Annotated in this window: 19 protein-coding genes; 3 read left to right on the forward strand and 16 right to left on the reverse strand. The window is 63.7% G+C overall.

Annotated features, from left to right (window positions below; all coding sequences use genetic code 11):
- Nucleotides 1-173 precede the first annotated feature (173 nt).
- Nucleotides 174-1,073, forward strand: a complete 900-nt coding sequence (locus PXJ20_RS25720) for a formyltetrahydrofolate deformylase (protein ID WP_421032428.1) — start codon at nucleotides 174-176, stop codon at nucleotides 1,071-1,073.
- Nucleotides 1,074-1,176: 103 nt separating this feature from the next.
- Here the strand turns inward: PXJ20_RS25720 and PXJ20_RS25725 are convergent, their stop codons facing one another.
- From PXJ20_RS25725 to PXJ20_RS25770, 10 genes are all read right to left on the reverse strand, one after another.
- Entirely contained in the window at nucleotides 1,177-2,058 is an 882-nt protein-coding gene (locus tag PXJ20_RS25725) for a glycine betaine ABC transporter substrate-binding protein (protein ID WP_199543611.1), read from the reverse strand.
- Between the two features lie 154 nt (nucleotides 2,059-2,212).
- Nucleotides 2,213-3,370: an FAD-binding oxidoreductase gene (locus PXJ20_RS25730; RefSeq protein WP_421032429.1), complete on the reverse strand. Its 1,158-nt coding sequence runs from the start codon at nucleotides 3,368-3,370 to the stop codon at nucleotides 2,213-2,215.
- Nucleotides 3,371-3,442: 72 nt separating this feature from the next.
- Nucleotides 3,443-4,684: an aromatic ring-hydroxylating oxygenase subunit alpha gene (locus tag PXJ20_RS25735; protein ID WP_126877476.1), complete on the reverse strand. Its 1,242-nt coding sequence runs from the start codon at nucleotides 4,682-4,684 to the stop codon at nucleotides 3,443-3,445.
- A gap of 88 nt (nucleotides 4,685-4,772) precedes the next feature.
- Nucleotides 4,773-5,771, reverse strand: a complete 999-nt coding sequence (locus tag PXJ20_RS25740; RefSeq protein ID WP_421032430.1) for an electron transfer flavoprotein subunit beta/FixA family protein — start codon at nucleotides 5,769-5,771, stop codon at nucleotides 4,773-4,775.
- Nucleotides 5,768-6,946, reverse strand: coding sequence for an electron transfer flavoprotein subunit alpha/FixB family protein (locus tag PXJ20_RS25745; protein WP_421032431.1), 1,179 nt, complete (start codon nucleotides 6,944-6,946; stop codon nucleotides 5,768-5,770). The genes PXJ20_RS25740 and PXJ20_RS25745 overlap by 4 nt, the downstream gene beginning before the upstream one ends.
- Before the next feature lie 13 nt (nucleotides 6,947-6,959).
- Complete coding sequence (locus tag PXJ20_RS25750) at nucleotides 6,960-8,903, reverse strand: (Fe-S)-binding protein (protein WP_421032432.1); 1,944 nt, start codon at nucleotides 8,901-8,903, stop codon at nucleotides 6,960-6,962.
- 2 nt (nucleotides 8,904-8,905) lie between these two features.
- Nucleotides 8,906-10,969, reverse strand: coding sequence for an NADH:flavin oxidoreductase (locus PXJ20_RS25755; RefSeq protein WP_126877479.1), 2,064 nt, complete (start codon nucleotides 10,967-10,969; stop codon nucleotides 8,906-8,908).
- Between the two features lie 73 nt (nucleotides 10,970-11,042).
- Complete coding sequence (locus tag PXJ20_RS25760; protein ID WP_421032433.1) at nucleotides 11,043-11,594, reverse strand: DUF5943 domain-containing protein; 552 nt, start codon at nucleotides 11,592-11,594, stop codon at nucleotides 11,043-11,045.
- 98 nt (nucleotides 11,595-11,692) lie between these two features.
- Nucleotides 11,693-12,664, reverse strand: a complete 972-nt coding sequence (locus tag PXJ20_RS25765) for a dipeptidase (protein WP_017773741.1) — start codon at nucleotides 12,662-12,664, stop codon at nucleotides 11,693-11,695.
- Nucleotides 12,665-12,686: 22 nt separating this feature from the next.
- Nucleotides 12,687-13,961, reverse strand: a complete 1,275-nt coding sequence (locus PXJ20_RS25770; RefSeq protein WP_421032434.1) for a serine hydroxymethyltransferase — start codon at nucleotides 13,959-13,961, stop codon at nucleotides 12,687-12,689.
- A 483-nt stretch (nucleotides 13,962-14,444) separates the two neighbouring features.
- Between PXJ20_RS25770 and PXJ20_RS25775 the strand changes: the two genes are divergently transcribed.
- Nucleotides 14,445-15,500 (forward strand): GlxA family transcriptional regulator, encoded by a 1,056-nt coding sequence (locus PXJ20_RS25775; protein ID WP_126877482.1) that lies wholly within the window; start codon nucleotides 14,445-14,447, stop codon nucleotides 15,498-15,500.
- 46 nt (nucleotides 15,501-15,546) lie between these two features.
- On the opposite strand, the gene ubiT is transcribed toward PXJ20_RS25775, so the two are convergent.
- Genes ubiT through ubiU form a run of 3 tightly spaced genes read right to left on the reverse strand, consistent with a single transcriptional unit; the run spans nucleotide 15,547 to nucleotide 18,118 of the window.
- Nucleotides 15,547-16,017: a ubiquinone anaerobic biosynthesis accessory factor UbiT gene (ubiT, locus tag PXJ20_RS25780; protein ID WP_199543622.1), complete on the reverse strand. Its 471-nt coding sequence runs from the start codon at nucleotides 16,015-16,017 to the stop codon at nucleotides 15,547-15,549.
- The gene (locus PXJ20_RS25785) at nucleotides 16,014-17,012 is read right to left on the reverse strand and encodes a U32 family peptidase (RefSeq protein ID WP_126877484.1); all 999 of its coding nucleotides are present in this window, start codon (nucleotides 17,010-17,012) and stop codon (nucleotides 16,014-16,016) included. Before PXJ20_RS25785 ends, ubiT begins: the two co-directional genes overlap by 4 nt.
- A 5-nt stretch (nucleotides 17,013-17,017) precedes the next feature.
- Nucleotides 17,018-18,118 (reverse strand): ubiquinone anaerobic biosynthesis protein UbiU, encoded by a 1,101-nt coding sequence (gene ubiU, locus PXJ20_RS25790; RefSeq protein ID WP_421032435.1) that lies wholly within the window; start codon nucleotides 18,116-18,118, stop codon nucleotides 17,018-17,020.
- Between the two features lie 300 nt (nucleotides 18,119-18,418).
- Between ubiU and PXJ20_RS25795 the strand changes: the two genes are divergently transcribed.
- The gene (locus PXJ20_RS25795) at nucleotides 18,419-20,956 is read left to right on the forward strand and encodes an adenosylcobalamin-dependent ribonucleoside-diphosphate reductase (protein ID WP_126877485.1); all 2,538 of its coding nucleotides are present in this window, start codon (nucleotides 18,419-18,421) and stop codon (nucleotides 20,954-20,956) included.
- A gap of 68 nt (nucleotides 20,957-21,024) precedes the next feature.
- Here the strand turns inward: PXJ20_RS25795 and PXJ20_RS25800 are convergent, their stop codons facing one another.
- From PXJ20_RS25800 to PXJ20_RS25810, 3 genes are read right to left on the reverse strand one after another with little or no spacing between them, the layout of a single operon-like run.
- The gene (locus tag PXJ20_RS25800) at nucleotides 21,025-21,804 is read right to left on the reverse strand and encodes a hypothetical protein (protein WP_421032436.1); all 780 of its coding nucleotides are present in this window, start codon (nucleotides 21,802-21,804) and stop codon (nucleotides 21,025-21,027) included.
- Between the two features lie 25 nt (nucleotides 21,805-21,829).
- On the reverse strand, nucleotides 21,830-23,260 hold the full coding sequence (locus PXJ20_RS25805) for a hypothetical protein (protein ID WP_126877486.1): 1,431 nt from the start codon (nucleotides 23,258-23,260) through the stop codon (nucleotides 21,830-21,832).
- A gap of 2 nt (nucleotides 23,261-23,262) precedes the next feature.
- Nucleotides 23,263-25,923, reverse strand: coding sequence for a type VI secretion system Vgr family protein (locus PXJ20_RS25810; RefSeq protein WP_421032437.1), 2,661 nt, complete (start codon nucleotides 25,921-25,923; stop codon nucleotides 23,263-23,265).
- Nucleotides 25,924-26,025 lie beyond the last annotated feature (102 nt).

A 26,025-nucleotide genomic window follows, 5' to 3' on the forward strand; every position in this document is an offset into this window, starting at 1 on the left:
GCCGCCCGCGTTGCGAAGCGCTGACGTGTGGATACCAGCAGCACGGCGCATCGGTTCTATTCGCGGCACACGTCGCGCTGGTTTACTTCGGCTACCTGCGTAATGGTTTGCCGCGCGTGCTGACGCATGCCAGGCACCGCGCGGGTATTTCACGCCAACCGGAGAGAACCCGCATGACCGCCACCGCTCGCTCGCATCAGTACGCCCTGACGCTCGACTGCCCCAGCGCCGCCGGCCAGGTGGCCGCCGTGGTGGGATGTCTGGACCGGCATCGCTGCTACATCGACGAACTCACCGTATTCGACGACGACATCAGCGCACGCTTCTTCGTGCGCTGCGTCTTTCATGGCACAGGCAACGGCACCGGCGACGGTGTGGCCGCTTCGGACACCTCGTTGCAGATCGACACACTCAAGCGCGAATTCGCACCCGTGGCTGCGGATTTCCAGATGCGCTGGGCCATCCACGACATGACCGTGCGGCCCAAGGTGCTCATCATGGTCTCGAAGCTCGAACACTGCCTTGCCGACCTGCTGTTCCGCTGGCGCATGGGCGAGCTTGCGGTGGATATCGTAGGCATCGGCTCGAATCATCCCGACTTCGAACCGCTTGCGGCGCAGCACGGTTTGCCGTTCTGGCATCTGCCTGTGACCGCGGAAACCCGCGCGACGCAGGAAGCTCAACTGCTCGATCTCTTCGAACGCACCGGCGCCGAGCTGATGATTCTCGCGCGCTACATGCAGATACTGTCCGACGCCACGAGCCGCAGCCTCGCGGGCCGCGCCATCAACATCCATCACTCGTTTCTGCCCGGCTTCAAGGGCGCGCGGCCCTATCACCAGGCGCATGCGCGCGGGGTGAAGCTGATCGGCGCAACGGCGCACTTCGTCACCGACGATCTGGACGAAGGCCCGATCATCGAACAGGTGGTGGAGCGCGTGGATCACGCCTACCGGCCCGAGCAGTTGCTCGCCGTGGGACGCGACGTGGAATGCATCACGCTCGCACGCGCCGTGAAGGCGTTCGTGGAGCGGCGCGTGTTCATCAATGGGGAGAGGACGGTGGTGCTTTGACGGCGTAGCGCCGTCAACGAAAAAGCGCGGACCGGAAGGGTCCGCGCTGGAACTTCACTGATACCGCTTCACTACGTTCAAGCCATTCGCGTCAGAAGACGCATTAATGCGCGCCCGCCACCCAGCTATCGACGCGATCGGTGTGTGCCGCGATCCAGGCATCGGCGGCGGCCTCCGGCTTGGTGCCGTTCTGCGCGGCCAGCATCACGCTGTCGATTTCGCCCGGCTTCCACTGGAATTTCTTGAGGAACGAGACCACCGGCGGCGCCTTCGTTTCAAGTGACGGGTTGATCACGTTGTCCACATGCTCGGCCTCGCCGAATACCTTCTTCGGGTCGTCGAGGAATTTGAGCTTCCACTTGGCGAACATCCAGTGCGGCGCCCAGCCCGTCACGATCACGGGCTTGTTGGCCTGGATCTCGCGCGCGAGTTCGGCCGTCATGGCCGCGCCGGAACTCGGCATGAGCTGATAGTCGAGGTTGTAGGCCTTGATGGCGTCCGCGGTCTTCTTCATCACGCCAGCGCCGGCGTCGATACCGACGATACGGCCGCCGAACGCCGCCTTCTGTGCTTCGAGGTCGGCCAGGCTGTTCGCGGGCGCGTTGGCCGGCACGATCAGCCCGATCTTGGCGTCAGGGAAATTCACGCCGAGGTCTTTCACTTGCGTCTTGAACTTGTCCCAGTACGCGCCCTGCGTGACGGGCAGCCATGCGGAGAGCGTCGCGTCCAGGTCGCCGCGCGCCACGCCCTGCCACATCATGCCTGCCGCTACCGGCACCAGTTCCACCTGGTAGCCGAGGCGTTTTTCGATCACGCGTTTGGCCACGTTCGAGGTGGCCACGCTGTCGTCCCAGCCTTCCACATAACCGATCTTGATGGTCGGTTTCGTGTCGGCCACGGCACCCGTGCTGAACGACGCACTCATCGCCACCACGAGCGCGGCGCCCAGCGCGCCGCACAGCATCTTTCTCTTCAAGGGTTTCATCGTCGATCTCCTGTTCGCCGCACGTCCGCGCGGTCCCGAGCCTTCAGAATCACCAGCCAGAAATCGACTCGCTAAAGACATTGCGACACGCGGTTGTCGAATTGCGACGCGTGTAACGACGTGCGCAAACACGCGCGCCATGACACGCCTTTCGCTACTTGTCGACGACGAGATCCGAAAGCGGCTTGCTACAACACAACAACACCATGCCCTGATCGATTTCGCGCTGCCGAATGCCGCCGTTGTGCTTCATGTCGACCTGGCCCGAGACGAGCTTGACCTTGCAGGTGCCGCACATGCCCTGCGTGCACGAGGCGGGCAACCTCACGCCGGCCTCGCGCGCGGCGGTGAGCACCGGTTGATCGGCACCACACGTGATCTCGCGATTGCTGCGCGCGAAGCTCACGGCAAAACGCGCGACACCATGGCCGGTCTGCGACTGCACATCCGCCTCGCTGCCTTCGGTCGCCGCCCCGCTTGCCGCATTTTCGGCAGCCAGCGTCTCGAACGAAAAGCTCTCTTCGTGGTAGTGGCTGCGATCGAAGCCCGCTTCATCCAGCAGATCGCGCACGGCCTTCATATACGGCGCCGGGCCGCACGTGAATACCTCGCGCTCCATGAAGTCCGGCGCAATCAGCTTCAACAGCGGCAGCGTGAGAAAGCCCGTGACGCCAGGCCAGTTCGTGCGCGCGCCCAGCCGCTCGCAAACGAACGAGGTGCGAAAGTTCGCCTGGTTCGACGCAATGAGATCGAGTTCGCGAGCAAAGATGATGTCGTCGGGCGTGCGGGCGCTGTGCACGAACACGATGTCCTGGTCGTCGCCCAGTTCGTGGTGCGCGCGGCTCATCGACATCAGCGGCGTGACGCCCGAACCCGCGGAGAGAAACAGAAACTTGCGCGCCGGGTGCCGCGCGCACGTGAATTCGCCGGCCGGGCCCAGCACGCGCACGCTCATGCCCGCCTGCAGGTTGTCGTGCAGCCAGTTCGACACCTTGCCGCCCGGCACGCGCTTCACGGTAATCGAAATGGTATGAGGCCGCGTAGGCGCCGACGAAATCGTGTAGCAGCGGTTGATGGTCTCGCCGTCTATCTCGAGTTCGAGCGTGATGAATTGCCCCGGCTCGAACACGAACGCGCGGCCCTGCGGCGAGCGGAAGAAAAAGCTCTTCACGTCGTGCGTTTCCTGCCGGACGTGGCAGCACACCAGCGCTTCCTCGTCTTCGCTCGTCCAGCGCGCGGGCAACGCGCGCCAGAATTCCGGCTTCGTCACACGGCTTTCCACGGGCTCAAAGGTGGCCGCATCCCGCATCATTGTCTGCTCCTGTTGCCATGAGGCGTGGGTCTACGCGCTTCATGAGTCCACGTCACGCGCACCCACGAACGCTCACTTTTCGATCTGCGCTTCGAGGCGGCCGATGTACCACTCGCAGAACTTCTCGACCAACCCTTCCGTGAACGGCGAATACGGGCCCGGCTCGTAGGCGCTGCTCGAAGCGCCGCGCTGCGAATACTCCACGAGCGCGCGGTCCTGGTCGTTGGTCGCGTTCCAGACGGCCGTGAGGTTCTTCACGTCGTAATCCACGCCCTCTTTCGCGTCTTTGTGCACGAGCCATTTCGTGCGCACCAGCGTTTCGCCGGCCGACAGCGGAATGACCGAGAACGTCACGATGTGGTCGCTCATGAAGTGGTGCCACGAATTCGGCTGCGTCCAGAACGAGAGGCCGCCCAGGTCCGCCTGCCGGAACTCGCCCAGCAGCTTCTTCGAGGCCACCTTGGCGTCGAGCGTCTGCGACTCGCCGCTGCGGTCGAGCGGCAGGCGCTGCGTGCGAAAGCCCGTGACGTCCGTCAGGCGGTCGATCTCCACCGACGGCAGATCCATCGACTCCCACTGTGCGGCACGTTCCACACAGGTGCGCTCGAACGCGGCCATGCCTTCGGCGTTCGCGGGCGACGGCTGGTAGCCGAAGCCGTATTCGTAGAGCGAGATGGTGAGTTCGGGATGGTTGGCCACGCAGTGATAGCACTCGCGGTTGTTCTCCATCGTGAGCTTCCAGTTGCCCTTTTCGATGATGTCGACTTGCGCCGCGATCTTGCAGTTCGGCAGGTCGTGCGGGAGCATGTACGGCTCCATGGCGGCGCGCATCAGCTCGAAGTCGACGGGCGGCTCGTCGGCAAGGCACACGAAAAGCAGGCCCGCCAGGCTCTGCAGGTGCACAGGCTTCAGGCTGTGCTTGCAGCGGTCGAACTGCTCGCCCATGTGCTCGGCGAACATCAGGTCGCCCGTGAGGTTGTAGGTCCAGCTGTGATACGGGCAGACGATGTTGCCCACCGACCCCTTGTCCTCGTTGCACAGCCGCGCGCCGCGATGGCGGCAGACGTTGTGGAATGCGCGCACCTGCATATCGTCGTCGCGCACGATCAGGATCGAGTCGTGGCCCAGTTCCACCGTGACGTAGTCGCCGGGTTCGGGAACGTCGGGCTCCACGCCGACCTGGATCCAGTGCTGGCGGAAAATGGCCTCCATGTCGAGCGCGAAAATCTCATCGCTCAGATAGAACGGTGCTTCGAGGCTGTAACCCTTTTTGCGCCGTTCGATCAGCGCGCGCACGTCTGCCGATACTTTCATCTTGTGCTCCGGAAAGCGTAATGGGGCGGCTTGAGCCTGTTTCTGGAATCCTGGCCGGGGGCGGGGTCGTTAACCGTTCGCCAGCGGGCTAGTAATCGATGAGTTGATGCTCCCGCAAATAGCCGAGGATCACTTGTGCTTTTTCGACCGAAGTCCCTTCAATTACGACGCTGCCGCCGCGGCTTTCGGTCGTGGTAGCGGAGAGCATGCGGGCATGGCCGGAGCGCTTCTCGGCGGCGGCAAGCCGCACCGGCTTGCGCTCGACAGGGCCGATGGTCCAGGGTTGCCCGTCGGTCGTGGCTGCGGGTTGCGGGTCGGCCGGGCTGGCCTGTTCGCGCCCCGAAAGCGACGCCTGCGGCGAGCCGGGTTGCAATCCTGGCTGCGAGGCTGACGTAGACCCTGGCTTAGACCCAGGCTGTGGCCCCGACTGAGCCGCCGCCTCGGGCCGCCCCGCCACGATTTCCCCGGCACGCAGCCGCGCATACGCATAGCGCGGCGCCACGGCCGCGAGCGGATGCACAGCCACCACAGCGGGCAGCGTCACGGCCACCGCGCGGCGCAGGCCCTTCGGTAGAAACTGCCGGACGCGCACGGCCGCCGTGCCCGAAGTGGCCGAAGTGGCCGAAGTGGCCGAAGTGGCCGACTCAGGCGCAACGTCCACGGCTGCGTTCACGAGCGGATAACCCAGCCGGTCCGCGAGCTGATACGGCAGCAGGCCGCTGTCGAAGGCGCCTTCGGCGCAGGTGCCCGTGAGCACGAGGTCGTAGCCCTGCACGCGGGCCGCCAGCGCGGCTACGGCGGCGCCCTCGTTGTCTTCGTCTGTATTGCCGCACGCCAACACCTCGACGCGCTCGGCACCCAGGGCCAGATACGCTTCCAGCACCGGGTTCCGGGCGTCGCCCGCATGCAGCACGTCGAGCTGCACGCCCCAGCGTCCCGCCAACGTGCGGCCGATTTCCAGCGCCGCCGCATCGTTGCGGCTATAGCGCGCCACCCCGCTCACGGGATGCCGTCCCACCGAAACGAGCACCGCGATGCGCTTCAGGCGCGCTGCCTCGCGCGCTTCCATATTGTCTCGTGCGTTCATGCCGCGACTCCCTCCACGACGGTTGGCGCGCCCGCAGCGCGGCTCGCTTCGCCATGCGCGGCACGGGCGCGCGCGATGGCCTCGGTCAGCGACGCAATGGTTTCCCGCGTGTCGCCCACGATGGTCAGGTCCGCACGTTTGGCAATGGGCGCGCTCGCGTCCAGATTCACGGCAATCACGTGGCGGCAGTCCTTGATGCCCTGCAAATGCTGAACCGCCCCCGAAATGCCGAACGCGATGTAGACGCTCGCCTGCACCGTCTTGCCCGTGGCGCCCACCTGCTTGTCGCGCGTGAAGTGACCGTTGTCCACGGCCACGCGGCTCGCGCCGATGGCTGCGCCCAGCACGCCCGCGAGCGCTTCGAACGCGGCGATGTCCGTCACGCCGTTGCCGGCCGACACGATGAAGTCGGCTTCTTCGAGCGCCACCTGCGAGGCATCCGTTTCCTCGATACCGAGATCGCGATAACGCGCGGCTGCTGAAGCCGCCGTGTCGAAGCTGCCCATCTGCATGGCGTCGCCTGCGCCCACGAACGGCAAGCGCGAATCGACGGCACCCGGCGCGAGCAACACGACCTCGGGCACCGTGCGCTTCGCCACGGCCTTCTTCGCGTGCACGTAGACGCTCACGTGTGCGGCGTCGATCTCCACCACGTGCGCGGCCACACTCGCGCCCGCCTGGGCTGCGTAGCGGCGGCCCAGATCGCCGTCGCCCGCAGCGTTGTCGGGCAGCAAGATATGCACGGGCGCGAACTGCGCTGCGCAGGCCGCAAGCGCCTGCACCTCGCTTTCAGGGGCAAACGCGCGACGGTCGAAGGCCGCGAGTTCGATCACCTTGTCGGCGCCCAGCGCGGCGGCGTCTTCTTTCAGTTCGCCGAATACCATCAGCGCGACCTGCGTCTTCGCGTCGGCCATCAGCGCGGCGGCCGCAACCGTTTCGCGTGCATGCTCGTCGAGCGCGCCGCGGTCGCTGTGCGCAGCCACGAGAATCGTGCGTTGCGCGGGCGCTACGGTGCGGCGCGGCTTCGCGGCTGCGCGCCCGTGCAGCGAGGCCGCGGCAGCACTCGTGTCGAACGAGCCGTCGGCGGTGCCCGCTTCGCCCAGCGTGATGCGTTTGAGACCGGCGGCCGTGATGACGAACGGCCGGCGCGGATCGATACGTTTGATCGTGTTCATGGCGCGGCTCCGTTCAATCCAGCGACGCGGCAACGAGTTCGGCCACGTCGAGCACTTCGGGCCTCGGCCCCACCACGCCCTCCAGCATCGCCGTGCAGTTCGGGCAACCCACCGCGACCACCTCGGCGCCCACGGCGCGTGCGTCGGCCATGCGGATGTCGGGAATGCGCTGCTTGCCCGGAATGTCGGTGAGCGGCGCGCCGCCTCCGCCGCCGCAGCAGCGGCCGCGCGTGCCGTGGCGCTCCATCTCCACCACCTGAATGCCGATGGTCTTCAGGAGCTTGCGCGGTGCGTCCGTTTCGCCGTTGTAGCGGCCGAGATAACAGGGGTCGTGATACGTGATGCGACGGCCGGCCAGCGCCTCGGCCGCCTTCGGCGCGAGCTTGCCCGCGTCCACCAGTTGCGCGAGCAGCGTGGTGTGATGCAGCACTTCGTAGCGGCCGCCGAACGCGCGGTACTCGTTGCGCAGGCTATGCATCACGTGCGGGTCCGCCGTGACGATGCGCCGGAACGTGAGCGTGGAAAGCGTCTGGATCATCGTGGCCGCGAGTTGCTGGAACGTCGCTTCGTCACCGAGGCGCCGAGCCACGTCGCCGGTATCGGTTTCGCCCGCGCCCAGTACAGCGTAGTCCACGCCGGCCTGGTTCAGCACCTTCACGAGCGCGCGCAGCGTGCGCTGGTAGCGCATGTCGAACGCGCCTTCGCCTGCTACGAGCAGCACGTCCACGGGCTTGCCCAGTTGCGCGAGCGGTGCGTTGAGATCCACGGACCAGTCGTAGCGCGCCGCGCGGTCATAGCCGCCCGCCGTGCCCGTCTCGCGCAGGTTCGCGAGCACCTCGGGGCCCTTGCCCGGCACTTCGCCGTGCACGAGCGTCTGGTTGCGGCGCATGTCGACGATGGCGTCCACGTGCTCGATCAGCATGGGGCACTCGTGAACGCAGGCACGGCACGTGGTGCACGACCAGAGGGTGTCCGCTTCGATCAGGCTCGACACGATGGGACGCTGCGGCTCGCCGCCATGACGGCCCACCGGAATGCCCGGCGTCGGGCTGCCCGCGTAGGCCGAATCCGTGCCGCCCACCATACCCGTCACGAGGTCCTGAATCAGCTTCTTCGGATTGAGCGGCTGGCCTGCCGCGAACGCCGGGCACGCGGCTTCGCACTTGCCGCACTGGACGCACGCATCGAAGCTCAGCAACTGGTTCCAGCGGAATTCGACGGGCTTGCCCACGCCGTACTCGTTGTGGTCCAGCGCGGGCGCCTTGAGCGCGGTGGGCGGCACGGCGTCGCGTTGCGTCGCTGTTTGTGCTGCTTTTTCCGCCGTCTTTTTCACGGAGAAACGTTCCTGGCGCGGATGAAACGCGAGATGCAGCAGCCCCGCGATGGCGTGTTTCATCGGACCGCCGCGTGCCGCGCCGAACGTCATCGCGAACGCACCGGCCGCGATGAGCAGCGCGAAGATCACGGCGAGCCCACCCGACATCGCCCCGGCCGGTACCGCCACGTAGAGCGCGAGCCCCAGCGCGAACGAACCGAGCAGCCACGGCAGCGTGTTCCACGGTCCGCGCGACAGCCGCGCGGGTACGCCTTTCGTGTCGTGACGGCGACGCCACACGAACACGGCGCCCACCAGCATCGCAAGCGCGCAGAGCAGGATCAGGCGGTCGAGCCACGGCGAATAAATGGCGAACCCGTAATTGATGAACACCAGCGCGAACGCCGCAATCGCGCCGCCCGCGGTGGCGACGTGGGTCTTCGCGATGTACGGGTCGCGCGCCACGACGTGATGCAGATCGACGAAATAGCGCTTCGGAATGGCGAGCAGGTTCGCGAAGCCGAACGCGCCCGCCGCCGTGGCGCGCCCGAGCTTCCAGTACGACGCGCGCTTCGCGACCGCGAACGCGAGGCCCGCCACCGAAACCCACAGCAGCGCGGTGATGAGGAACGCCGGGCTCATGGCTAGAAGTCCTTGCAAAGACGCAGTGCGTCGTAGATCGCACCGTGAATGTTGTGCATGGAGATGCAGTCGCCCACGCGGAACAGCAGGAAGCGGCCGTTGCCGAGTTCTTCGGCAAGCGACGGCTGCGGCTCCGCGGCGAAGAGCTTGTGCACGTCCACCTGGCCGCGGTTCACGGACTCGGGCTTGAGCTTCCAGTAGAGCGCGTCGTTGGGCGTGACGCCGTTTTCGATCACCACCTGATCGACGGCGCGCTCTTCCTGTTCCTCGGTGTACTCGTTGCGGATCACGGCGATCTTCTTGCCGTTCTCTTCATAGACGCGGTCGAGCCAGTAGTTCGGCGTGTGGATCACGCCCTGCGCGTAGAGCCGGCGATAGAAGATGGGGAACGTGGTGCCGCCCACGTCGTCGGCCACCTTCACGTCGGGCGTCACGATCTCCACCTTCGAGCCGCGGCTCGCGATGAAGTCGGCCACGCCGGCGCCTGCATGCGTGCTCACGCCGTCGTAGACGAGCACGTTCTGCATGGGCTGCACGTTGCCCGAGAGAATGTCCCACGCGCTCACGGCGAGGCCTTCGGCCACGCCCCACGCGGGCACCTGCTGCGTGAAGCTCGAGCCGCCCGTGGCCAGCACCACGATGTCGGGCTTCTCGGCCATGATGGTTTTCTCGTCGGCGGCCACACCGAGGCGCCTGTCTACACCAAGGCGCTTCGTTTCCATGTCGAACCAGCGCACGATGCCGGCCATCTGTTCGCGCTGTGGGGCCTTGGCCGCGAGCAGGATCTGGCCGCCCACCGCATCGCTCTTTTCGAACAGCACCACGTCGTGACCACGCGAACGCGCCACGCGCGCCGCTTCGAGTCCTGCCGGCCCCGCGCCCACCACAACCACCTTGCGTCGCGGCCCGCGCGTTTTTTCGATGACGTGCGGCATGGTGGCTTCGCGCGACGTCGCGGCGTTCTGCACGCAGAGCACGTCGAGGCCGTTGTACTGGCGGTCGATGCAGTAGTTCGCGCCCACGCACTGCTTGATCTCGTCTTCGCGGCCGTCGCGAATCTTGATGACCATGTGCGGATCCGCAATCTGCGCGCGCGTCATGCCCACGAGGTCGATCATGCCCGTGGCGAGCAGGCGTTCGGCCTGACCCGCGTCGCGAATGCTCTGCGCGTGCATGACGGGCAGCTTCACGACCGACTTGATGCCCGCGGCCAGATGCACGAACGGCTCGGGCGGCAACGCCATGGGCGGCATGCAGTTGGCGAGCGTGTTGTGCGTGTCCGCGCCGGAACCGATCACGCCGACGTAGTCGATCAAGCCCGTTTCCGCCATGGCTTGCGCGATCTCTTTCAACTGCTCGTGGTCGAGCCCGTCTTCGTGGAACTCGTCGCCGCACATGCGCAGGCCCACGCAGAAGTCACGGCCCACGGCCTCGCGCACGGCTTTCAGCACTTCGATGCCGAACCGCAGCCGATTCTGCAGGCTGCCGCCCCACTCGTCGGTGCGGAAGTTGGTGCGTGGGCTCCAGAACTGGTCGATAAGGTGCTGGTGGGCCGCAGAAATTTCGATGCCGTCCATGCCGGCCTGCTGCACGCGCTTCGCCGCGGTCGCGAAGTCGCCGATGATGCGGCGGATTTCCTCCACCTCGATGATCTTCGCGTTGCCGCGGTGCACGGGCTCGCGCACGCCCGAAGGCGACATCAGATGCGGCCAGTGCTCGCCGTGAAACGCCGAGCGGCGGCCCATGTGCGTGGCCTGGATCATGATCTTCGCGCCGTGCCGATGCATGGCTTCGGCCAGCCGCCCGAGCGGATCGATCACGCGGTCCGTCGCAAGGTTCACGGACTTCCACCATCCCTGCGGGCTATCGATCGAAACCGGGCTCGAGCCCCCGCACACGGCAAGGCCCACACCGCCCTTCGCCTTTTCCTCGTAGTAACGGATGTAGCGGTCGCCGGGCAGCCCGCCGGGCTCCGCATAGACTTCCGCGTGCGCCGTGCTGACGATGCGGTTGCGCAACGTGAGCTGGTTCAGCGCGAGCGGTTTGAACAGGTTGGGGTAACGCATCGCAGACAACCTCGGGCGTGGGTGTGGGGATTGAGTCGGTGTGGGGCGTGCCCGGCAGACCGGTACAAGTCGTTCAGTTCGCGAGCGGCGACACTTCGAAGATGCAGTGGTCGTGGCCTTCGGCCGCGCACTGCACTTCCTTCGACTGCGCACGCGGTGCGTGTCCGCTGGCGCCGCTCGTGTCGCTGGTGTCGCTGGTGTCATTGACCCAGTCCATCGCGCCGGCGAACCAGCCGGCGAACATGTAGCAGAGCTTGCCCTGTTTGCCCGGCTGCGCGAGCACGAACGACGAGTGGCGCAGTTCGATGCGTGCACGTGCACTGGCGGGGTCCGCCTCGACGATGCGGAACAGACCCCAGCCGCGTTGCGACAAACGCTTCAGGTAATGCTCGAACACGGCCATGCCGCTGATGCCGTGCTGCTTCGCTTCCTTGTCGCACCAGTGGTACGCCGACTTGTAGCCGGCCTGGTACAGAATGCCGGCGTAGGCTTCGCGGCCCAGCGCCTCTTCCACAGCGGTGTGGTTGTTCGTGAAGAAGTGACGCGGCACGTACAGCATGGGCAGCGCGTCAGTGGTCCAGACGCCGGTTTCGGCATCGACGTCGATGGGCAGTTGTGGTTGCATCGCGAAAGCTCCGTGGGGTGAGCGTGAGGTTTCTTCGGTGTGTGGCGTGTCGTTATGGACGAGCGTGGTCGTGTGTCGGGTCGTAAGAGGCTGAAGCCTCACGCGCCCCACACGTCGCGGAACACGCGCACCCAGTTCTCGCCCATGATCTTGCGGATGCGCGTCTCGCTCCAGCCGGCGCGCTCCATCGCCTGCGTCAGGTTCGGAAATTCGCCGATGGTGCGAATGCCTTCGGGGTTCACCACCTTGCCGAAGTTCGTGAGGCGGCGGTAGCGGCCCTTGTCGTGCGTGAGCCAGTCGAAGAAGTCCACGCTGTAGCCCTGCGTGAAGTCCGTGCCGATGCCTACGGCGTCTTCGCCGATCAGGTTCACCACGTAATCGATGGCTTCGATGTAGTCGTCGATAGTGGCGTCGATGCCGCGCTTCAGGAACGGCGCGAACATCGTCACGCCTACGAAACCGCCTGCGTCCGCAATCTCTTTCAACTGCGCGTCGGACTTGTTGCGCGGATGCTCTTTCAGGCCCGAAGGCAGGCAGTGCGAATAGCAGACCGGCTTCTTTGAAAATGCGATGGCTTCCGAAGACGTATTGCTGCCCACGTGCGACAGATCGACCATGATGCCCACGCGGTTCATCTCCGTAATGACTTCGCGGCCGAAGTCGGAGAGCCCGCCGTCGCGCTCGTAGCAGCCGGTGCCCACGAGGTTCTGCGTGTTGTAGCAAAGCTGCACCACGCGCACGCCCATGTCGGCGAATGCTTCGATGTAGCCGATGTTGTCTTCGAACGCATGCGCGTTCTGGAAGCCGAGAATCACGCCCGTGCGGTTCTCCTTCTTCGCACGCGCAATGTCTTCGGTGGTGCGCACGAGCGTGAGCAGTTCGCTGTTCGCGCGAATCTGCTGCTTCATGAGCGCGATGTTGTCCACGGTCTTCGCGAAGCTCTCCCACACCGACACCGTGCAGTTCGCCGCCGTGATGCCGCCTTTTCTCATGTCTTCGAACACCGAACGGTCGAACTTCGAGATGTTCAGACCGTCGATGATGATGCTGTTCTCGTGCAGGGTGCTCATGCCGTAGCTCCGTGGTTCGGGTTCAGTAGATCGGGAAGCGCTCGCACAGCGCGAAGATCTCGCGGCGCACGCGCTGCTCGGTAGGCGCATGGCCTTCGGGGTGCTCGCGCAGCGCATCGAACACATCGAGAATGAGGCGCCCGATCTCGCGGAACTCCGCAACGCCGAAACCGCGCGTGGTGCCGGCCGGCGAGCCGAGGCGAATGCCCGAGGTCACCGTGGGCTTCTCGGTATCGAAGGGAATGCCGTTCTTGTTGCAGGTGATGCCTGCGCGTTCCAGCGCCTGCTCCACCTGCGTACCCTTGAGGCCCTTCGGGCGCAGATCGACGAGCAGCAGATGGTTGTCCGTGCCGCCCGTGACGAGGTCCACGCCGCCTTCTTTCAGCACTTCGCCCAGTGCCTGCGCATTGGCGAGCACGCTGTCGATGTAGCTCTTGAAATCTGCATGCAGCGCTTCGCCGAAGGCCACGGCCTTGCCCGCGATCACGTGCATGAGCGGGCCGCCTTGCAGCCCCGGGAACACCGCGGAGTTGATCTTCTTCGCGATGTCTTCGTCGTTCGTGAGCACGAAGCCGCCGCGCGGGCCGCGCAGCGTCTTGTGCGTGGTCGAAGTCACAACATGCGCGTGGCCTACAGGGCTCGGGTGACGCCCCGCCGCGATGATGCCCGCGATGTGCGCCATATCCACCATCAGCTTCGCGCCCACGCTATCGGCAATCGCGCGAAAGCGTGCGAAGTCGAGCACACGCGGATACGCGGAGAAGCCTGCGATGATGAGCGTCGGCTTGTGCTCGTGCGCGAGCTTTTCCACCTGGTCGTAGTCGATGCGCAGCGTCTCGCGGTCCACGCCGTACTGCACGGCGTTGAACCACTTGCCCGAGAGCGCGGGCTTCGCGCCGTGCGTGAGGTGCCCGCCCGCATCCAGCGACATGCCCAGCACCGTGTCGCCGGGCTTCGCGAGCGCGAGCATCACGGCGCCGTTGGCCTGCGCGCCCGAATGCGGCTGCACGTTCGCATAGCCCGCGTTGAAAAGCGTCTTGATGCGATCGATGGCGAGCGCTTCGACCTCATCCACATATTCGCAACCGCCGTAGTAACGCTTGCCCGGATAACCTTCCGCGTACTTGTTGGTCAGCACCGAGCCCTGCGCTTCCAGCACAGCGCGCGAGACGATGTTTTCCGAGGCGATCAGTTCGACCTGCGACTGCTGCCGCTCGAGTTCCTTCAGCACCGCGCTGCGCACGGGCGCGTCGCGTTCGGCGAGGGTCTGGGTAAAGAAAGGGTTGGCGTTCGACATGGGGCGTCCGTTGGTCAGGAAAAGCAGCGTATTCAGGCATGCGAAGCGCAGCACATAAGGCTCAGGGCTGCCGACGGCTCTATTCTTGTCTTTCGCCTTTTGCGCCAATTGATGAATTCAGACGCGTTCTTTTCCATTTCCGCCATGCGAGTCCGTTTTGGACAAGTCGGCTTTCAAGCGTCGGAAAAAGCAGGCCGCACGGCCAATGCTGCTTTGCAGCGCAAACACCCTTCAGGAGCACCGCTTGCGTGCGGCGCGCGCCCGCCCACGGTGCTCGCGCCGCACAGTGCAGGTGCACAGCACGACCGTGCGAATGCTCGATAAGTGGGACGAATAAGGGTTTGGCCGGGGTTTCGCCAGGGTTTGGCCAGGGTTACAACGTATGGCACGCTTGTTGCCATCAACACGAGAATAAATGCGGCCGCGCCCCACCGGCCGTCAAGCTGTAGAGCCGAAGTCAGAGAGCCGAAGGAACACCGCACCATGTCGCCCGACCGTACCGCGTCGTTGTCCCACTTCGCTTTCATGCCGCTGCCCAACTTCACCATGATCGCGTTCACCAACGCGATCGAAGTGCTGCGCATGGCGAATTACCTGAGTGGGCAGCCGCTCTACCGTTGGTCCGTCATCAGCCCCGACGGCGGCCTCGTCAGCGCGAGCAACGGCCTCTCCGTAGACACGGGGCCGGCCGACTGCGTCGGCAAACCCGACATCGTGTTCGTCTGCGGCGGCATCAACGTGCAGCGCGAAACCACGGCCACGCATCTGGCCACGCTGCGTCGCTTCGCGCGCGAAGGCGTGGCGCTCGGCAGCCTGTGCACCGGCACCTATGCGCTCGCGAAAGCCGGCTTGCTTGCGGGCTACGCATGTGCGATTCACTGGGAAAACATGTCGGCGCTCAAGGAAGAGTTTCCGGACACGCGCTTTTTGAAAGAGCTGTTCGTGATCGACCGCGATCGCGTGACCTGCACGGGCGGCGTCGCGCCGCTCGACATGATGTTGAACCTCATCGCCTCGCGCATCGGCACGGCGCGCGTGACGCAGATTGCCGAACAGTTCATCGTGGAGCACGTGCGCGATACGAGCGCGCAGCAGCGCATGCCGCTCGTGGCGCGTCTTGGCTCAGCGAACAAGTCGCTGTTCGAAGTGATTTCGCTGATGGAGAACAACATCGAAGAGCCGCTCTCGCGCGAAGAACTCGCGCGGCTCGCGAACATGTCGCAACGGCAATTGCAGCGCCTTTTCCGCGAGCATCTGGGCATGACGCCGACGCACTACTACCTCACGCTGCGTCTGCGTCGTGCACGCGAGTTGCTGCTGCAGACCGACATGTCGATCATGCACATCACCATGGCCTGCGGCTTCCAGTCCGCGTGCCATTTCAGCAAGAGCTATCGCGATGCGTTCGGTACGGCGCCCACGCGCGAGCGCCGCAAGCAGGTGGCGCCGCTTGCCGAAGTGGTGGGCGCTCCGGGCGCTCCGGGCACTGTGCCGGCGCCAGCGGCAGCCTCAGCGCACCACGCGTTTCTGTCCGCCTGAAGTTCCCTGATACGTTCGCCGAGACGTTCGCTGATATCCCGCACGTTCACGCGAACCGCGCCGTCACCTGAACCGCGCGGCGCAGCGCGGTCTGCATGAGCGCGCCGCCCGGCATCTTCTCGAAGTCGATAGCTTCCACCGCGTTGCGCACGATCAGCCCGAGTTCCGTGCTGCCCTGCATGATGAGGCGCCGGCTGAAGAACAGCGTGTCGGCATCCACGTCGCGCGCCGCGAGCCGGATGAAGTCGGGGCCGCTCGCTGCGACGATCAGGTCCGGGGCTCGTGCCTCCCCACGCCAGAGTTCGAAACGATCCGCGCCCACGGTGAGGCGCACGGTGAGGCCGATGTCCGTCACGTTCAATTCGTAGAGATACCCGGCCAGCAACGCACGCGTATCGGTGTCGAGCACGGGCAGCACGTGGCGATTGAGCGCCACACAGAGTGCATACGCGAGCGGCGTAGCGGGCAGACGGGCCGCGCAGTAGCGCAGCAGGGGCACAGGGCTCGGTAGTTTCATGCGCGGACTCCGGTCGTGCCTGCTGCGGCGGATGGATCGCCGGTTGGCGTGACACTCGTGAGGTCTGCGATGCCTGCATTAGCGGCCGCCTTTTCAGCCAGGCCCGGCTCCCCGAACCAGAACCCGTTGCAGGACGGTGCGTCGTGCTGCGCGCAGGCCTCGCGATACGCATCCCGCGGCGTGAGTTCGCCGTCGCACACCGCCTTGAAGATATCGAGCACCGCCACCGTGCGATTCGCCTGCGGGCTGATGCGCAGTACCGATACGCCTTCGCTCGCCAGACCGTGTGTGTGGCCGGCCAGGTTCACCACCTGCGCCGTCTGCGTCTGAATGCCGTTGATCGTGACGAACGGTTTGCCATCCTGAGCGAAAGCGGTCATGCCTTCGGGGTCGTCGATACAGCGGCGTTCGCAATGATCCTTCTGCAAATGGTGATGACGCGCGGTGAAGCAGCGTGCCGAAAAGGCGAGCGGCGCACGGCCGTAAGCGAAGTACTCGATCTCGCAGGGCGGCTCGCTCGCGGCGCCGTTCGCCTCCGTAATGCCGCCGCGAATTTCCGCCAACGTGGCACGCGAGCAATCCACGGGCGTCACCCAGCGCCGTGCGCCCAGACTCACGAGCCATTCGAGCATCTGCGCGCTGTAGCAGTTGAGGTGCGGCCCCGCCACGAAAGGCATGCGTCGCGCGACGAGCGCGAGCGCCGACATGTCGTTCACTTCCGGCATGAACTCGCCGTTCTCGGCGAGCTTGCGCGCCTGGCGCAGGTCCGCTTCGGTTTCGGCGAGTGCCAGTGCGGAGAGCACGACCTCTTTGCCGGCCGACGCCAGTTCGCGCGCAATCGCGACCCAATCCGAAAAGCGCAGTTCGTGACGGCGCGAGCACACCACCTCGCCGACGTAGACGACATCTGCCGCGGAAGCCGCCACGTCGGCATAGAACGCCATGACGTGGTTGCGAGGCCAGTAATAAAGAATGGGACCGAGCGCGAGCTTCATGAGGCTTACTTCCATGGACGTGAATAGGCGCCGAGCGTGTCCTGCTGCCCCTCGGCAAGCGAGCCGAGCGCGGCGTGCCATGTCGCCGCGCGCCGCGCCGCGACACCTTCGCGCGTGAGCGCATCGAGCGCTTCGCGCCACACTCGTGTGACAGCTGCGGTGTAGGCAGAACCGCGCTGGCGGCCTTCGATCTTCACCGCCGCCACGCCCATGCGCGCAAGCTCGGGCAAGAGTTCGAGCGCATTGAGGCTCGCGGGCTCTTCCATCGCGTAGTAGCGCTTGCCGGCCACTTCGAAGCGCCCCTTGCAGATGGTCGGATAGCTGGCCTTGTCGTCCTCGCGATAGCTGTCCACGAGCACGCCGCCGAGGCGCGCATCGAGCCGCTTTTGCGTGCCCTCCTGGCGCTCGACCCACTGCACGTGGCGCGCCGGCGAGCACACGCCGTTGAGATTCGGCGATTCGCCCGTGGCGTGCCCCGAGAGCATGCAGCGCCCCTCCACCATCACGCACAGGCTGCCGAACGCGAACACCTCGATCTCCACCGACGTCTGCCGCACCGTCTGTTCGACCTGTTCGAGCGAAAGCACACGCGGCAGCACCGCGCGCTGAATGCCGAACTCGCGCTGCAAAAAGTTGATGCCTTCGTGGTTCGTCACCGACCCTTGCACCGAAAGATGCAGACGCAGCTCAGGATGCTGCCGCGCCGCATACGCCATCACCACCGGGTCGGCCACGATGGCCGCATCCACGCCCACGCGTGCGGCCAGATCGATGGCGGCAGTCCAGCGCGAGAGGTCGTGGCCATGTGCGTAGGTATTGATCGCGAGCAAGACTTTGCGATTCGCGCGATGCGCGTAGTCGACGCCTTGCGCGAGCGTCGCTTCGTCGAAGTTGAGACCGGGAAAAGCGCGTGCGTTGGTGTCGTTGCGCAGGCCGACGTAGACGCAATCGGCACCGCCATCCACGGCAGTGCGCAGTGCAGGCAGATTGCCTGCGGGACAGACCAGTTCGGGAATCCTGATGGGCGGGTGTAGCGCGGCAGACGTGGAAGCAGAAGCAGATAGCGATGCCTGCGCCTCAGCGGCAGGCGGGACGATCGTGCGCATGGGCAACGGCGATCCTCGAAAAATGGATGGGCAATCATGCCACGCCCCCTCTGGCACGCATTGCGGCGAACTGACGCGTGCGCTAAGGTTGGAATGTTGTTTTCCCGATTGCGGCAAATAACGTCGTAATCGGTTGCGTCGACGGATTGCAGCAACCCCGTGCCACCGCATCATGTGGCAACCCGTGCGGCAACTGATGTGCCGACTGATGTGGCAACGCACCGCTCCTGGTTGCCGCAGCGCCGTCGCTATAGTGTCCGGCTTTCCAACCACCTCACTGCGCACCGTTCAGGTCCCTCTATGGCAACTATCGAATCCGAGTTTCAGATCGCGCCGCAAAAGTTCTCGACCGACGTGCTGCTCGAAAAGTACGCCAAAGGCGACGAGCGCACCGCCGACGACATCTACCGCCGCGTCGCGCGCGGTGTCGCGGCGGCCGAGCCGCAGGAACTGCGCGCCGAGATAGAGGCCCGCTTCGTCGACAACCTGCGTCACGGCGCGCTGGGCGCCGGCCGCATCATGAGCGCCGCGGGCAGCGGCATTGCGGCCACGCTCATCAACTGCTTCGTACAGCCGGTGGGCGACTGCATTCAGGGCCTGGACGACCGCGGCCTTCCCGGCATTTATGTTGCACTGCTCCAGGCCGCTGAAACAATGCGGCGCGGCGGCGGGGTCGGCTACAACTTTTCGGCCATTCGCCCGCGCGGCGCCTACGTGCATTCCACGGGTTCGAGTGCATCAGGACCGTGCAGCTACATCGACGTGTTCGACGCCTCGTGCCGCACGGTGGAAAGCGCGGGCTCGCGCCGCGGCGCACAGATGGCCGTGCTCGACTGCGATCACCCCGACCTGCTCGAATTCATCGAAGCGAAACATTCGAAGGGCCGCTGGAACAACTTCAACATTTCCGTGGCCGTGACGGATGCGTTCATGCAGGCCGTTGAAGCCGATCTGCCCTGGCAACTCGTGCACCGCGCCGAACCGTCACCGGCACTGCGCGCCGCGGGCGACCTGCACCAACGCGAAGACGGCCTGTGGGTCTACGCGGAAAAGAGCGCGCGGGCGATCTGGGACATGATCATGCGCTCCACCTACGACGTGGCCGAGCCCGGCGTCGTGTTCATCTCGCGCATGAACGAGGACAACAACCTGCGCGCCATCGAAACGATCCGCGCCACCAACCCGTGCGGCGAGCAACCGCTGCCCGCCTACGGCTGCTGCAACCTCGGGCCGCTCAATCTCACGCGCTTCGTGCTGGACCCGTTCGCGAAGCTGCAAGGCGGCGAAAGCACGTTCGACTGGGACGGGCTCATTGCGCGCACGCGCACGCAGGTGCGCTTTCTCGACGACGTGCTCGACATCACGCTGTGGCCGCTGCCCGAGCAGCGCGCGGAAGCGGACGCGAAACGCCGCATCGGCATCGGCTTCACAGGGCTGGGCGACACGCTCGTGATGCTGGGTCTGCGCTACAACTCGCCCGAAGGCCGCGAGTTCGCCACGCGCGTGGCGCGCGTGATGCGCGACTCGGCGTATCGCGCCTCCGTGGAACTCGCCCGCGAACGCGGCGCGTTCCCGCTCTTCAACGCCGAGCAGTACCTGGCCGAAGGCACCTTTGCCTCGCGCCTGCCCGACGACATCAAGGACGCCATTCGCCGCGACGGCATCCGCAACAGCCACCTGCTTTCCATCGCGCCCACGGGCACGGTGAGCCTCGCGTTCGCGGACAACGCGTCCAACGGCATCGAGCCCGCGTTCTCGTGGACCTATCAGCGCACCAAGGTCATGGCCGACGGCAGCAAGCAGAGCTTCGCCGTGGAAGACTACGCGTACCGCGTGTACCGCGAGCTGGGCGGCGACATGGACGCCCTGCCCGACTACTTCGTGAGCGCGCTGGAAATGTCGGCGCACGACCACCTGCAAATGATGGCCGCGGTGCAACCCTACGTGGACACGTCCATTTCGAAGACGGTCAACGTGCCCGCCGATTACCCGTTCAACGACTTCGAAAGCCTCTACTTCGACGCGTGGCAAAGCGGCCTCAAGGGGCTCGCCACCTATCGCCCGAACGAAACGCTGGGCGCCGTGCTCCACACGACCGAGCCCGAAGACACGCTCGCCGAAGCCGACTTCGACCCGCTGCGTATCGCCATCGATCATCGCCCCAAGGGCGAACTGCCGGCCATCATCGAGAAAGTCGAATACCTCACGCAGTTGGGCAAGAAGTCGCTCTACGTGGCCGTCTCATTCATGGAAGTGACGGGTCGCGTGGGCGGCGAGGAAGTCACCATCGAACGGCCCATCGAGTTCTTCATTCCCGTGGGCCAGCGCGACGAGTCGCAGCAGTGGATTACCGCGACCATGCGTTCGCTCTCGCTCGCCGCGCGGGGCGGGTTCGTGGCGCGCAACCTGCAGGACATGCGCAAGGTTTCGTGGGATCGCGGCCAGGTGCGGCTGGGCGAAACGCAGCGGCTGGACGGTCGCCGCATTCCGCTCTGGCACGACTCCGAAGTGGCGGCGCTCGCTTACGCGATCCAGCAGATCCTGCACCGGCGCGGCTTTCTGGATGCCGAAGGCAACCAGGTGCCATCGCGTCTGCTCGCAAGGCTGCCGCGCGGCGCAATGGCGGGTCACGGCACGACGATGCATGCCGGGGACTTCGATACAGCAGCCCCTAGCGACGCCGGCGCCGCCGACGAAGCAACGGCAGCCAGCGTCAACACGCCCGAACCGCGCACGATGTTCGGCCGCAAGTGCGGATCGTGCGGCGCAAACGCCGTGATCCGCAAGGACGGTTGCGACTTCTGCACGGCGTGCGGGGAGATTGGGTCGTGTGGGTGAAGTAACGGAGCGGGTGCGTCGGTGGGCCTGGTTGGCCATGAGACGCACCCGCGCTCCATCACCTCACTTCAGCGCGCCACCACGACAGGCTTGTTGTGCTCTCGCCGGAGTCGCGCCGGCAGCGCAACCATGATGATGTAGATCCGCACCAGCAAGCCCGCAAACCAGAGCGAAACGGGCATGCCCATGACCGCGAGAAAAAACAGCACGCCAGGCGTTCCAAAGCTGGCTGTCAACACGCGCTGCACGATGAGATAAAGCGGCGCGATGCAGGCCACAACCAGCGCAAAAAGTCTCGGAAAAGGCGACTTTTCCGTACTCAGTCGCTCGAACTGCTGCATGCCGGCCTCCATGCCATACTGGAACTCGGCCGCCTGTTCCTCGAACGCTTTCCCGATAAATGCCGTGTGCTCAACGACGCGCAGCACATTCTTTCTCGACATGTATAGCCAGTAACCCGTTATCGCGATTCCTCCGAGCAAGCCCGGCCACCTGACCTGCGGGGGAAGCGGCGCAAAAAGGAACAGAAAAAAGTAGCCGAAAACGCCGAAGAAAAAGTAAAGAACAAAGAAGCCAATACATTGCGTGAGCCCGAACACCCACAACAGGTTCGATCCTCTTGCACGCGTGAGCAACACGCCCAGCGCGGCAAGCGATACGACCATAACGACTACCGCAATTCGCCAAGGCCATTCAGACACGGCCAGATCATCGGCGTAAGCCGCATACGACACACCGGCAGCCAGCAGCGGAAACAATACGCAAACCCATGCCGCCTTTTTCGCGGCGTCCCGGACCGGGTCGCTGAGGCCGGAAGAAGACTGCCTGATCGTGCGTGCTCTTGACATTGTTATGTGATTCCAGGTGGTGAACTCAGGGCATATACATCAGAGGGTATGAACCGTAGTCCTTAGGCATGGACTTTCCGAGATACTCGGCACCGTCTTTCAGAGATTGGCCAAGGGAGCGTAACCAGGATGTGACGCGCTCGGTGGTGTGCGTTTTCTTGTCGACCCAGTCCAGCCCATACCCAACAGCGGCTGCGACGAAAATAGTCCCGACCACGATGGCCGCGACGGGAACCGCGACAGTTCCCGCGACCAGCGCCACGACCGTACCGACGAGTACCGAAGCGATCGCGGCGCCGAGCCCGGCCTTGACGAGATCGATGCCAATCTTGCCTAACAGGTCGGCGAAATCCTTCTTGCGCTTTCCATCGGGGCCAGTCTGCTCATAGTCATGCAGCCACTCCGCGGTATCGAGCGCTATCGTAAATATCAAAGCGATCAGCCCTGCTTTTTTGAATGCGCCCTTGCTTCCTTCCCACGCTGCGGCGGCGCCCGACTCCACCGTACCGGCACCGCCGGCAATAGTGAACACCTTTTCGTTCTTCACTCCATAGCGCGCAGCAGTGATTAGCTTTCTCAACCGCGGGTTACCAGTAAAAACCACGTACAGTCTTTCACCGACATTTTTGTGAACTACCTTGGTAAGGCGAAATTTTTCTGACCAAAGCTCGCCGATCCATTCTTTGTTGTCGTTAAGAAAGGCCGTGGCACCGGCCAGCTGAGCGATCAACCAGTTACGAGTAGTAATTTTGTTGGTATCGAGCGCAGTCTCGTCGGAACCACCCGATGCTAGCGCGTCGAGGACATCTTGTGGGATTGATTCCTTGTTGACCTGAAGAACATGCGCTTCCTGCAGAGGCTCAACTGTCGTGCTCTGCGCCAGTTTGATCGGCAACGGACATGCCATGGCATCACGCGACAGCGTAGGCGAAAGCAGCGGATCGGACCTGACTCCCCAACGTAAGTAATCAGGAACAGCGGGCTCCGGAAACTGGATCATTGACCGATTACCCGTCGCAGCCACCGGCGCGGAAGAAGATGTTGGGGGAAGATGCGTTGCCGTATTTTCCCTGACCGCGATGATAATGGGCTCCGGCTTGGCCTTTGGATCGGAACCGACATTCGATACGCCGAACTGCTTCATCGAATAACGATACAGAATCTTGCCACCACGCTTGAGCAGCAGTTCTCCCTTGAAATCCCGGCTAATCCAGACGTGATAGCGCTGACCATCGGAAAACTGCCCTTGCTTGGCACGCTTCTTCTTTGCAACGTCGTAAATCCAATCGTCGGTTGCTTCGACAACGTAAGTGGCGCCGCTATTGATGTGTATATCGAAAATCACATCCCGATGTTTGCGAAGTAACACCGTCGTCTCCGTATCAGCCCAGCAATCCACCGGCTCACCGGGCAAGTCGATACAGACTGTGTGCTGCATCAAAGCGCTGTCGCCCATATTTATTCTCCGCTTCTTTTGACCTGGTTAGCTACCAACCTTCCAAAGCTGATACCGTTCAATTCGCCCTTGCCTTCGCCATCAAGCACGACATTGTGTGTTGTGCCATCTTCGGCCATCAGCTTGATCGGCTCGCCGGGCGGCACATTGCCTTCGGCATCGACATACTTGAGGCGCATATCGGCCTTTTTCCCCTGCAGATTGTTTGCCTCGTGCATGCTGGTCGGTCCCGCAAACAAGTGCTGGGCTCCCTTGATATCAACCTTGCCCGGCGCATGTATCTCGATATTGCCGTCCTTGACGCGAATATACGCGCCACCCGACGTCAGCAATATTTCCTGCTTCGCCGCCGCCTCGATACCTTCCGTCGCAGACAATACCTTTACGGTCTTCTGGGCGGTCACTTCGATGTTGTCGGAATGCGCTCGAATCTCCACTTTTCCTTTGGCCGTGAACAACTTCATGCCGGCGTTCTGGACAAATAGACTGAGCTTTTCTGCCACGCTGGCAACCAGCGATTTACCGGTAGCAATATGCGCACTTTGTCCACTAACAAAATTGACTTGCGCGTTAGCGGCAAGATGAACGGATTGCTGTGTGGATAACGCGATTCCCGCAGGACTACCGAAGAGCATGATCGGTTCCTTGAATGCATTCGCGTTGCCGGCCCCGCCACTGCCCGTCTTTGCGCCAGCCGACCCACCGGAGACGCTGCTCTGCACAGCGTCTGCGAATGACTTGAGCGAGTCGTATCCGCTCTTGAGACTTTCGGCTTGATGCGTGGTACTGGCGTCCGACATCGATTCCAGCACGCTCTCCGAATTCAGCAGTTGCGAGACGGAGTCCCGTGCATCCAGCTGTTGAGCGGTCACCGGATGTGTGGTGATATACACCCCCTGGCCGGCACGCACTGCGCCGTAGGCGTCAGACTTCAGGTCGAAACCGCTACCTAGATAGGCGCCCCTGTTGTTGTCAGTCTGGTCGATGAGATAACCCAAATGCAGCAGCGCATTGGTGCTCGACGAATAGAGCTGAACCCGGTTCTGCCCCGTCGAGTCGTCCATCACCATCTGGTTGTAGCCGCTTCCCTGATATTCCTTTGATTTGTAGCCGGACAACAGACCGTTGGTGTGCCAATGCGGTTGCGTCGCGCCGTTATAGACCCTTCCGGTCACCAGAGGCCTGTCGCAATCGCCGTCCACCCAGTCGATCAAGACCTCCTCACCGACTCTCGGCACATGCACGCCCCCGTATCCACCGCCCGTATCGGACATCGCGACGCGCACCCAGCATGACGCTTTCTCGTCACCCTCATTGAGTCGATCCCAGTGGAAGCGCACCTTGATACGATTCAACGAATCTGTGTAGACCTCTTCGTTGGGAGGGCCAGCAACGATCGCAGTCTGCATGTGCATATCCGGCTTGCGATGCTCGAATGGACTGCGATAGGGCACGGCCCTGCGTTGCGCTTCGATCTCGACGAGAAAGAATCCTTCGCTGCCGTCAGAGTGGCTGACCGTCTGGCCTGTCTGACGAGCTTTGGCTCCTGCCAGCACGCCTTTGAGGCCATGCGGAAAATCGGCGGCCTGGGTGGATACCGGTAGATTGTTCTCGATGAACCACGCCGCCTCGACTATAGCGAACTGCCTTTGCGGATCGTTATCTCGCTCGTGATCGGGATGGTTCAGCAATTCAAACCACCGTCCGGCATCTGCCGCTCGCACGCCACCGCAGCCATAGAACCGTTTCGCACGAGACTCCCATTCCTCCACGCGGATTCTTGAAAGCGATTCCCCACGGTCCTGCGGACCATAGGTATAGGCTCCCGTGTACTCGTACACCTCTGCTTGTGCGGGCAGATCGCCCTGATCTGGGACCGTGGGCACGCTTACGCCCTTCGGATGGGAAAACGAACCCGGAGCCTTGTAATCGAAAGTTCGCGTCGAAAGGGATGTGCTTTGCAGCGTACGCGTGCCGGACCACTGCACCAGGGCATTCGCCTCAACACTCGTACCGGCGCGATAGAACTCGACGGTCTGTGGCGAAAGTGGCTCGAGCCGGTAAATATCGTCGACGACGACGAGCGTGTGAGACTTCCCGTCGTCTGCCTGCTCGAAATACGAAAACAACCCTTCGCTTTCCATGAGCCGGTGGACGAAATTCCAGTCGTCGTCGTATTGGACGCAAAAAGAACGGGAAGGCAGCGATCTGCTCAGCTCGAACCGGAAGGCACCTCGTGCCTGCGGATGCATATTGAAGACATCGCTCAGAATGGCATCGACCGGTTTTTCCTGCCAGATACGCGCGTCCTTGCGAAAGCGCAGGAAGTGCATCCACGACGCGAAGCCGATCTGAAAGGTTGTCAATCCACTATCGGACCCCAGGCGCCGAACGGTGTGAACATAACCTTGATGAGGCAAATATGATTTATCGCCCTGCTGAATCCAGAGCGTCACCGACTGCGCAATCAATGTCTTCAGTTCGATGGCTTCGGATGTCGAAACGACATCCACGGTCCAATCGAAATGGCGACCAATTCGCGAATGCCCCGTAGCCCGTTGAGGTAACAGCAGGTTACTGCTGATCGGATTATCCAGTTTGAGCAGGCGGTCATGCTGCAAAAATCCGGCGTGCATCCCCCTTATTAAGTCTTGAGCACCCATACCGCCTCTTCTGGTCGTTACGCTCCCGCGCGTGCGAGCGATTTTACGAAACCTCCGAGGAATCAGCCAGTCAACCGAGGTAAAAAAAACGTTTTCGGTAAT

This window comes from Paraburkholderia sp. A1RI_3L, assembly GCF_048957895.1.
GTDB classification, from domain to species: domain Bacteria; phylum Pseudomonadota; class Gammaproteobacteria; order Burkholderiales; family Burkholderiaceae; genus Paraburkholderia; species Paraburkholderia kururiensis.

What these genes read in the sequence shown, in the direction of transcription:
- PXJ20_RS25720 (WP_421032428.1), top strand. Translation starts at nt 174, where the DNA reads ATGACCGCCACCGCTCGCTCGCATCAGTACGCCCTGACGCTCGACTGC.
- PXJ20_RS25725 (WP_199543611.1), bottom strand. Translation starts at nt 2,058, where the DNA reads ATGAAACCCTTGAAGAGAAAGATGCTGTGCGGCGCGCTGGGCGCCGCG.
- PXJ20_RS25730 (WP_421032429.1), bottom strand. Translation starts at nt 3,370, where the DNA reads ATGATGCGGGATGCGGCCACCTTTGAGCCCGTGGAAAGCCGTGTGACG.
- PXJ20_RS25735 (WP_126877476.1), bottom strand. Translation starts at nt 4,684, where the DNA reads ATGAAAGTATCGGCAGACGTGCGCGCGCTGATCGAACGGCGCAAAAAG.
- PXJ20_RS25740 (WP_421032430.1), bottom strand. Translation starts at nt 5,771, where the DNA reads ATGAACGCACGAGACAATATGGAAGCGCGCGAGGCAGCGCGCCTGAAG.
- PXJ20_RS25745 (WP_421032431.1), bottom strand. Translation starts at nt 6,946, where the DNA reads ATGAACACGATCAAACGTATCGATCCGCGCCGGCCGTTCGTCATCACG.
- PXJ20_RS25750 (WP_421032432.1), bottom strand. Translation starts at nt 8,903, where the DNA reads ATGAGCCCGGCGTTCCTCATCACCGCGCTGCTGTGGGTTTCGGTGGCG.
- PXJ20_RS25755 (WP_126877479.1), bottom strand. Translation starts at nt 10,969, where the DNA reads ATGCGTTACCCCAACCTGTTCAAACCGCTCGCGCTGAACCAGCTCACG.
- PXJ20_RS25760 (WP_421032433.1), bottom strand. Translation starts at nt 11,594, where the DNA reads ATGCAACCACAACTGCCCATCGACGTCGATGCCGAAACCGGCGTCTGG.
- PXJ20_RS25765 (WP_017773741.1), bottom strand. Translation starts at nt 12,664, where the DNA reads ATGAGCACCCTGCACGAGAACAGCATCATCATCGACGGTCTGAACATC.
- PXJ20_RS25770 (WP_421032434.1), bottom strand. Translation starts at nt 13,961, where the DNA reads ATGTCGAACGCCAACCCTTTCTTTACCCAGACCCTCGCCGAACGCGAC.
- PXJ20_RS25775 (WP_126877482.1), top strand. Translation starts at nt 14,445, where the DNA reads ATGTCGCCCGACCGTACCGCGTCGTTGTCCCACTTCGCTTTCATGCCG.
- ubiT (WP_199543622.1), bottom strand. Translation starts at nt 16,017, where the DNA reads ATGAAACTACCGAGCCCTGTGCCCCTGCTGCGCTACTGCGCGGCCCGT.
- PXJ20_RS25785 (WP_126877484.1), bottom strand. Translation starts at nt 17,012, where the DNA reads ATGAAGCTCGCGCTCGGTCCCATTCTTTATTACTGGCCTCGCAACCAC.
- ubiU (WP_421032435.1), bottom strand. Translation starts at nt 18,118, where the DNA reads ATGCGCACGATCGTCCCGCCTGCCGCTGAGGCGCAGGCATCGCTATCT.
- PXJ20_RS25795 (WP_126877485.1), top strand. Translation starts at nt 18,419, where the DNA reads ATGGCAACTATCGAATCCGAGTTTCAGATCGCGCCGCAAAAGTTCTCG.
- PXJ20_RS25800 (WP_421032436.1), bottom strand. Translation starts at nt 21,804, where the DNA reads ATGTCAAGAGCACGCACGATCAGGCAGTCTTCTTCCGGCCTCAGCGAC.
- PXJ20_RS25805 (WP_126877486.1), bottom strand. Translation starts at nt 23,260, where the DNA reads ATGGGCGACAGCGCTTTGATGCAGCACACAGTCTGTATCGACTTGCCC.
- PXJ20_RS25810 (WP_421032437.1), bottom strand. Translation starts at nt 25,923, where the DNA reads ATGGGTGCTCAAGACTTAATAAGGGGGATGCACGCCGGATTTTTGCAG.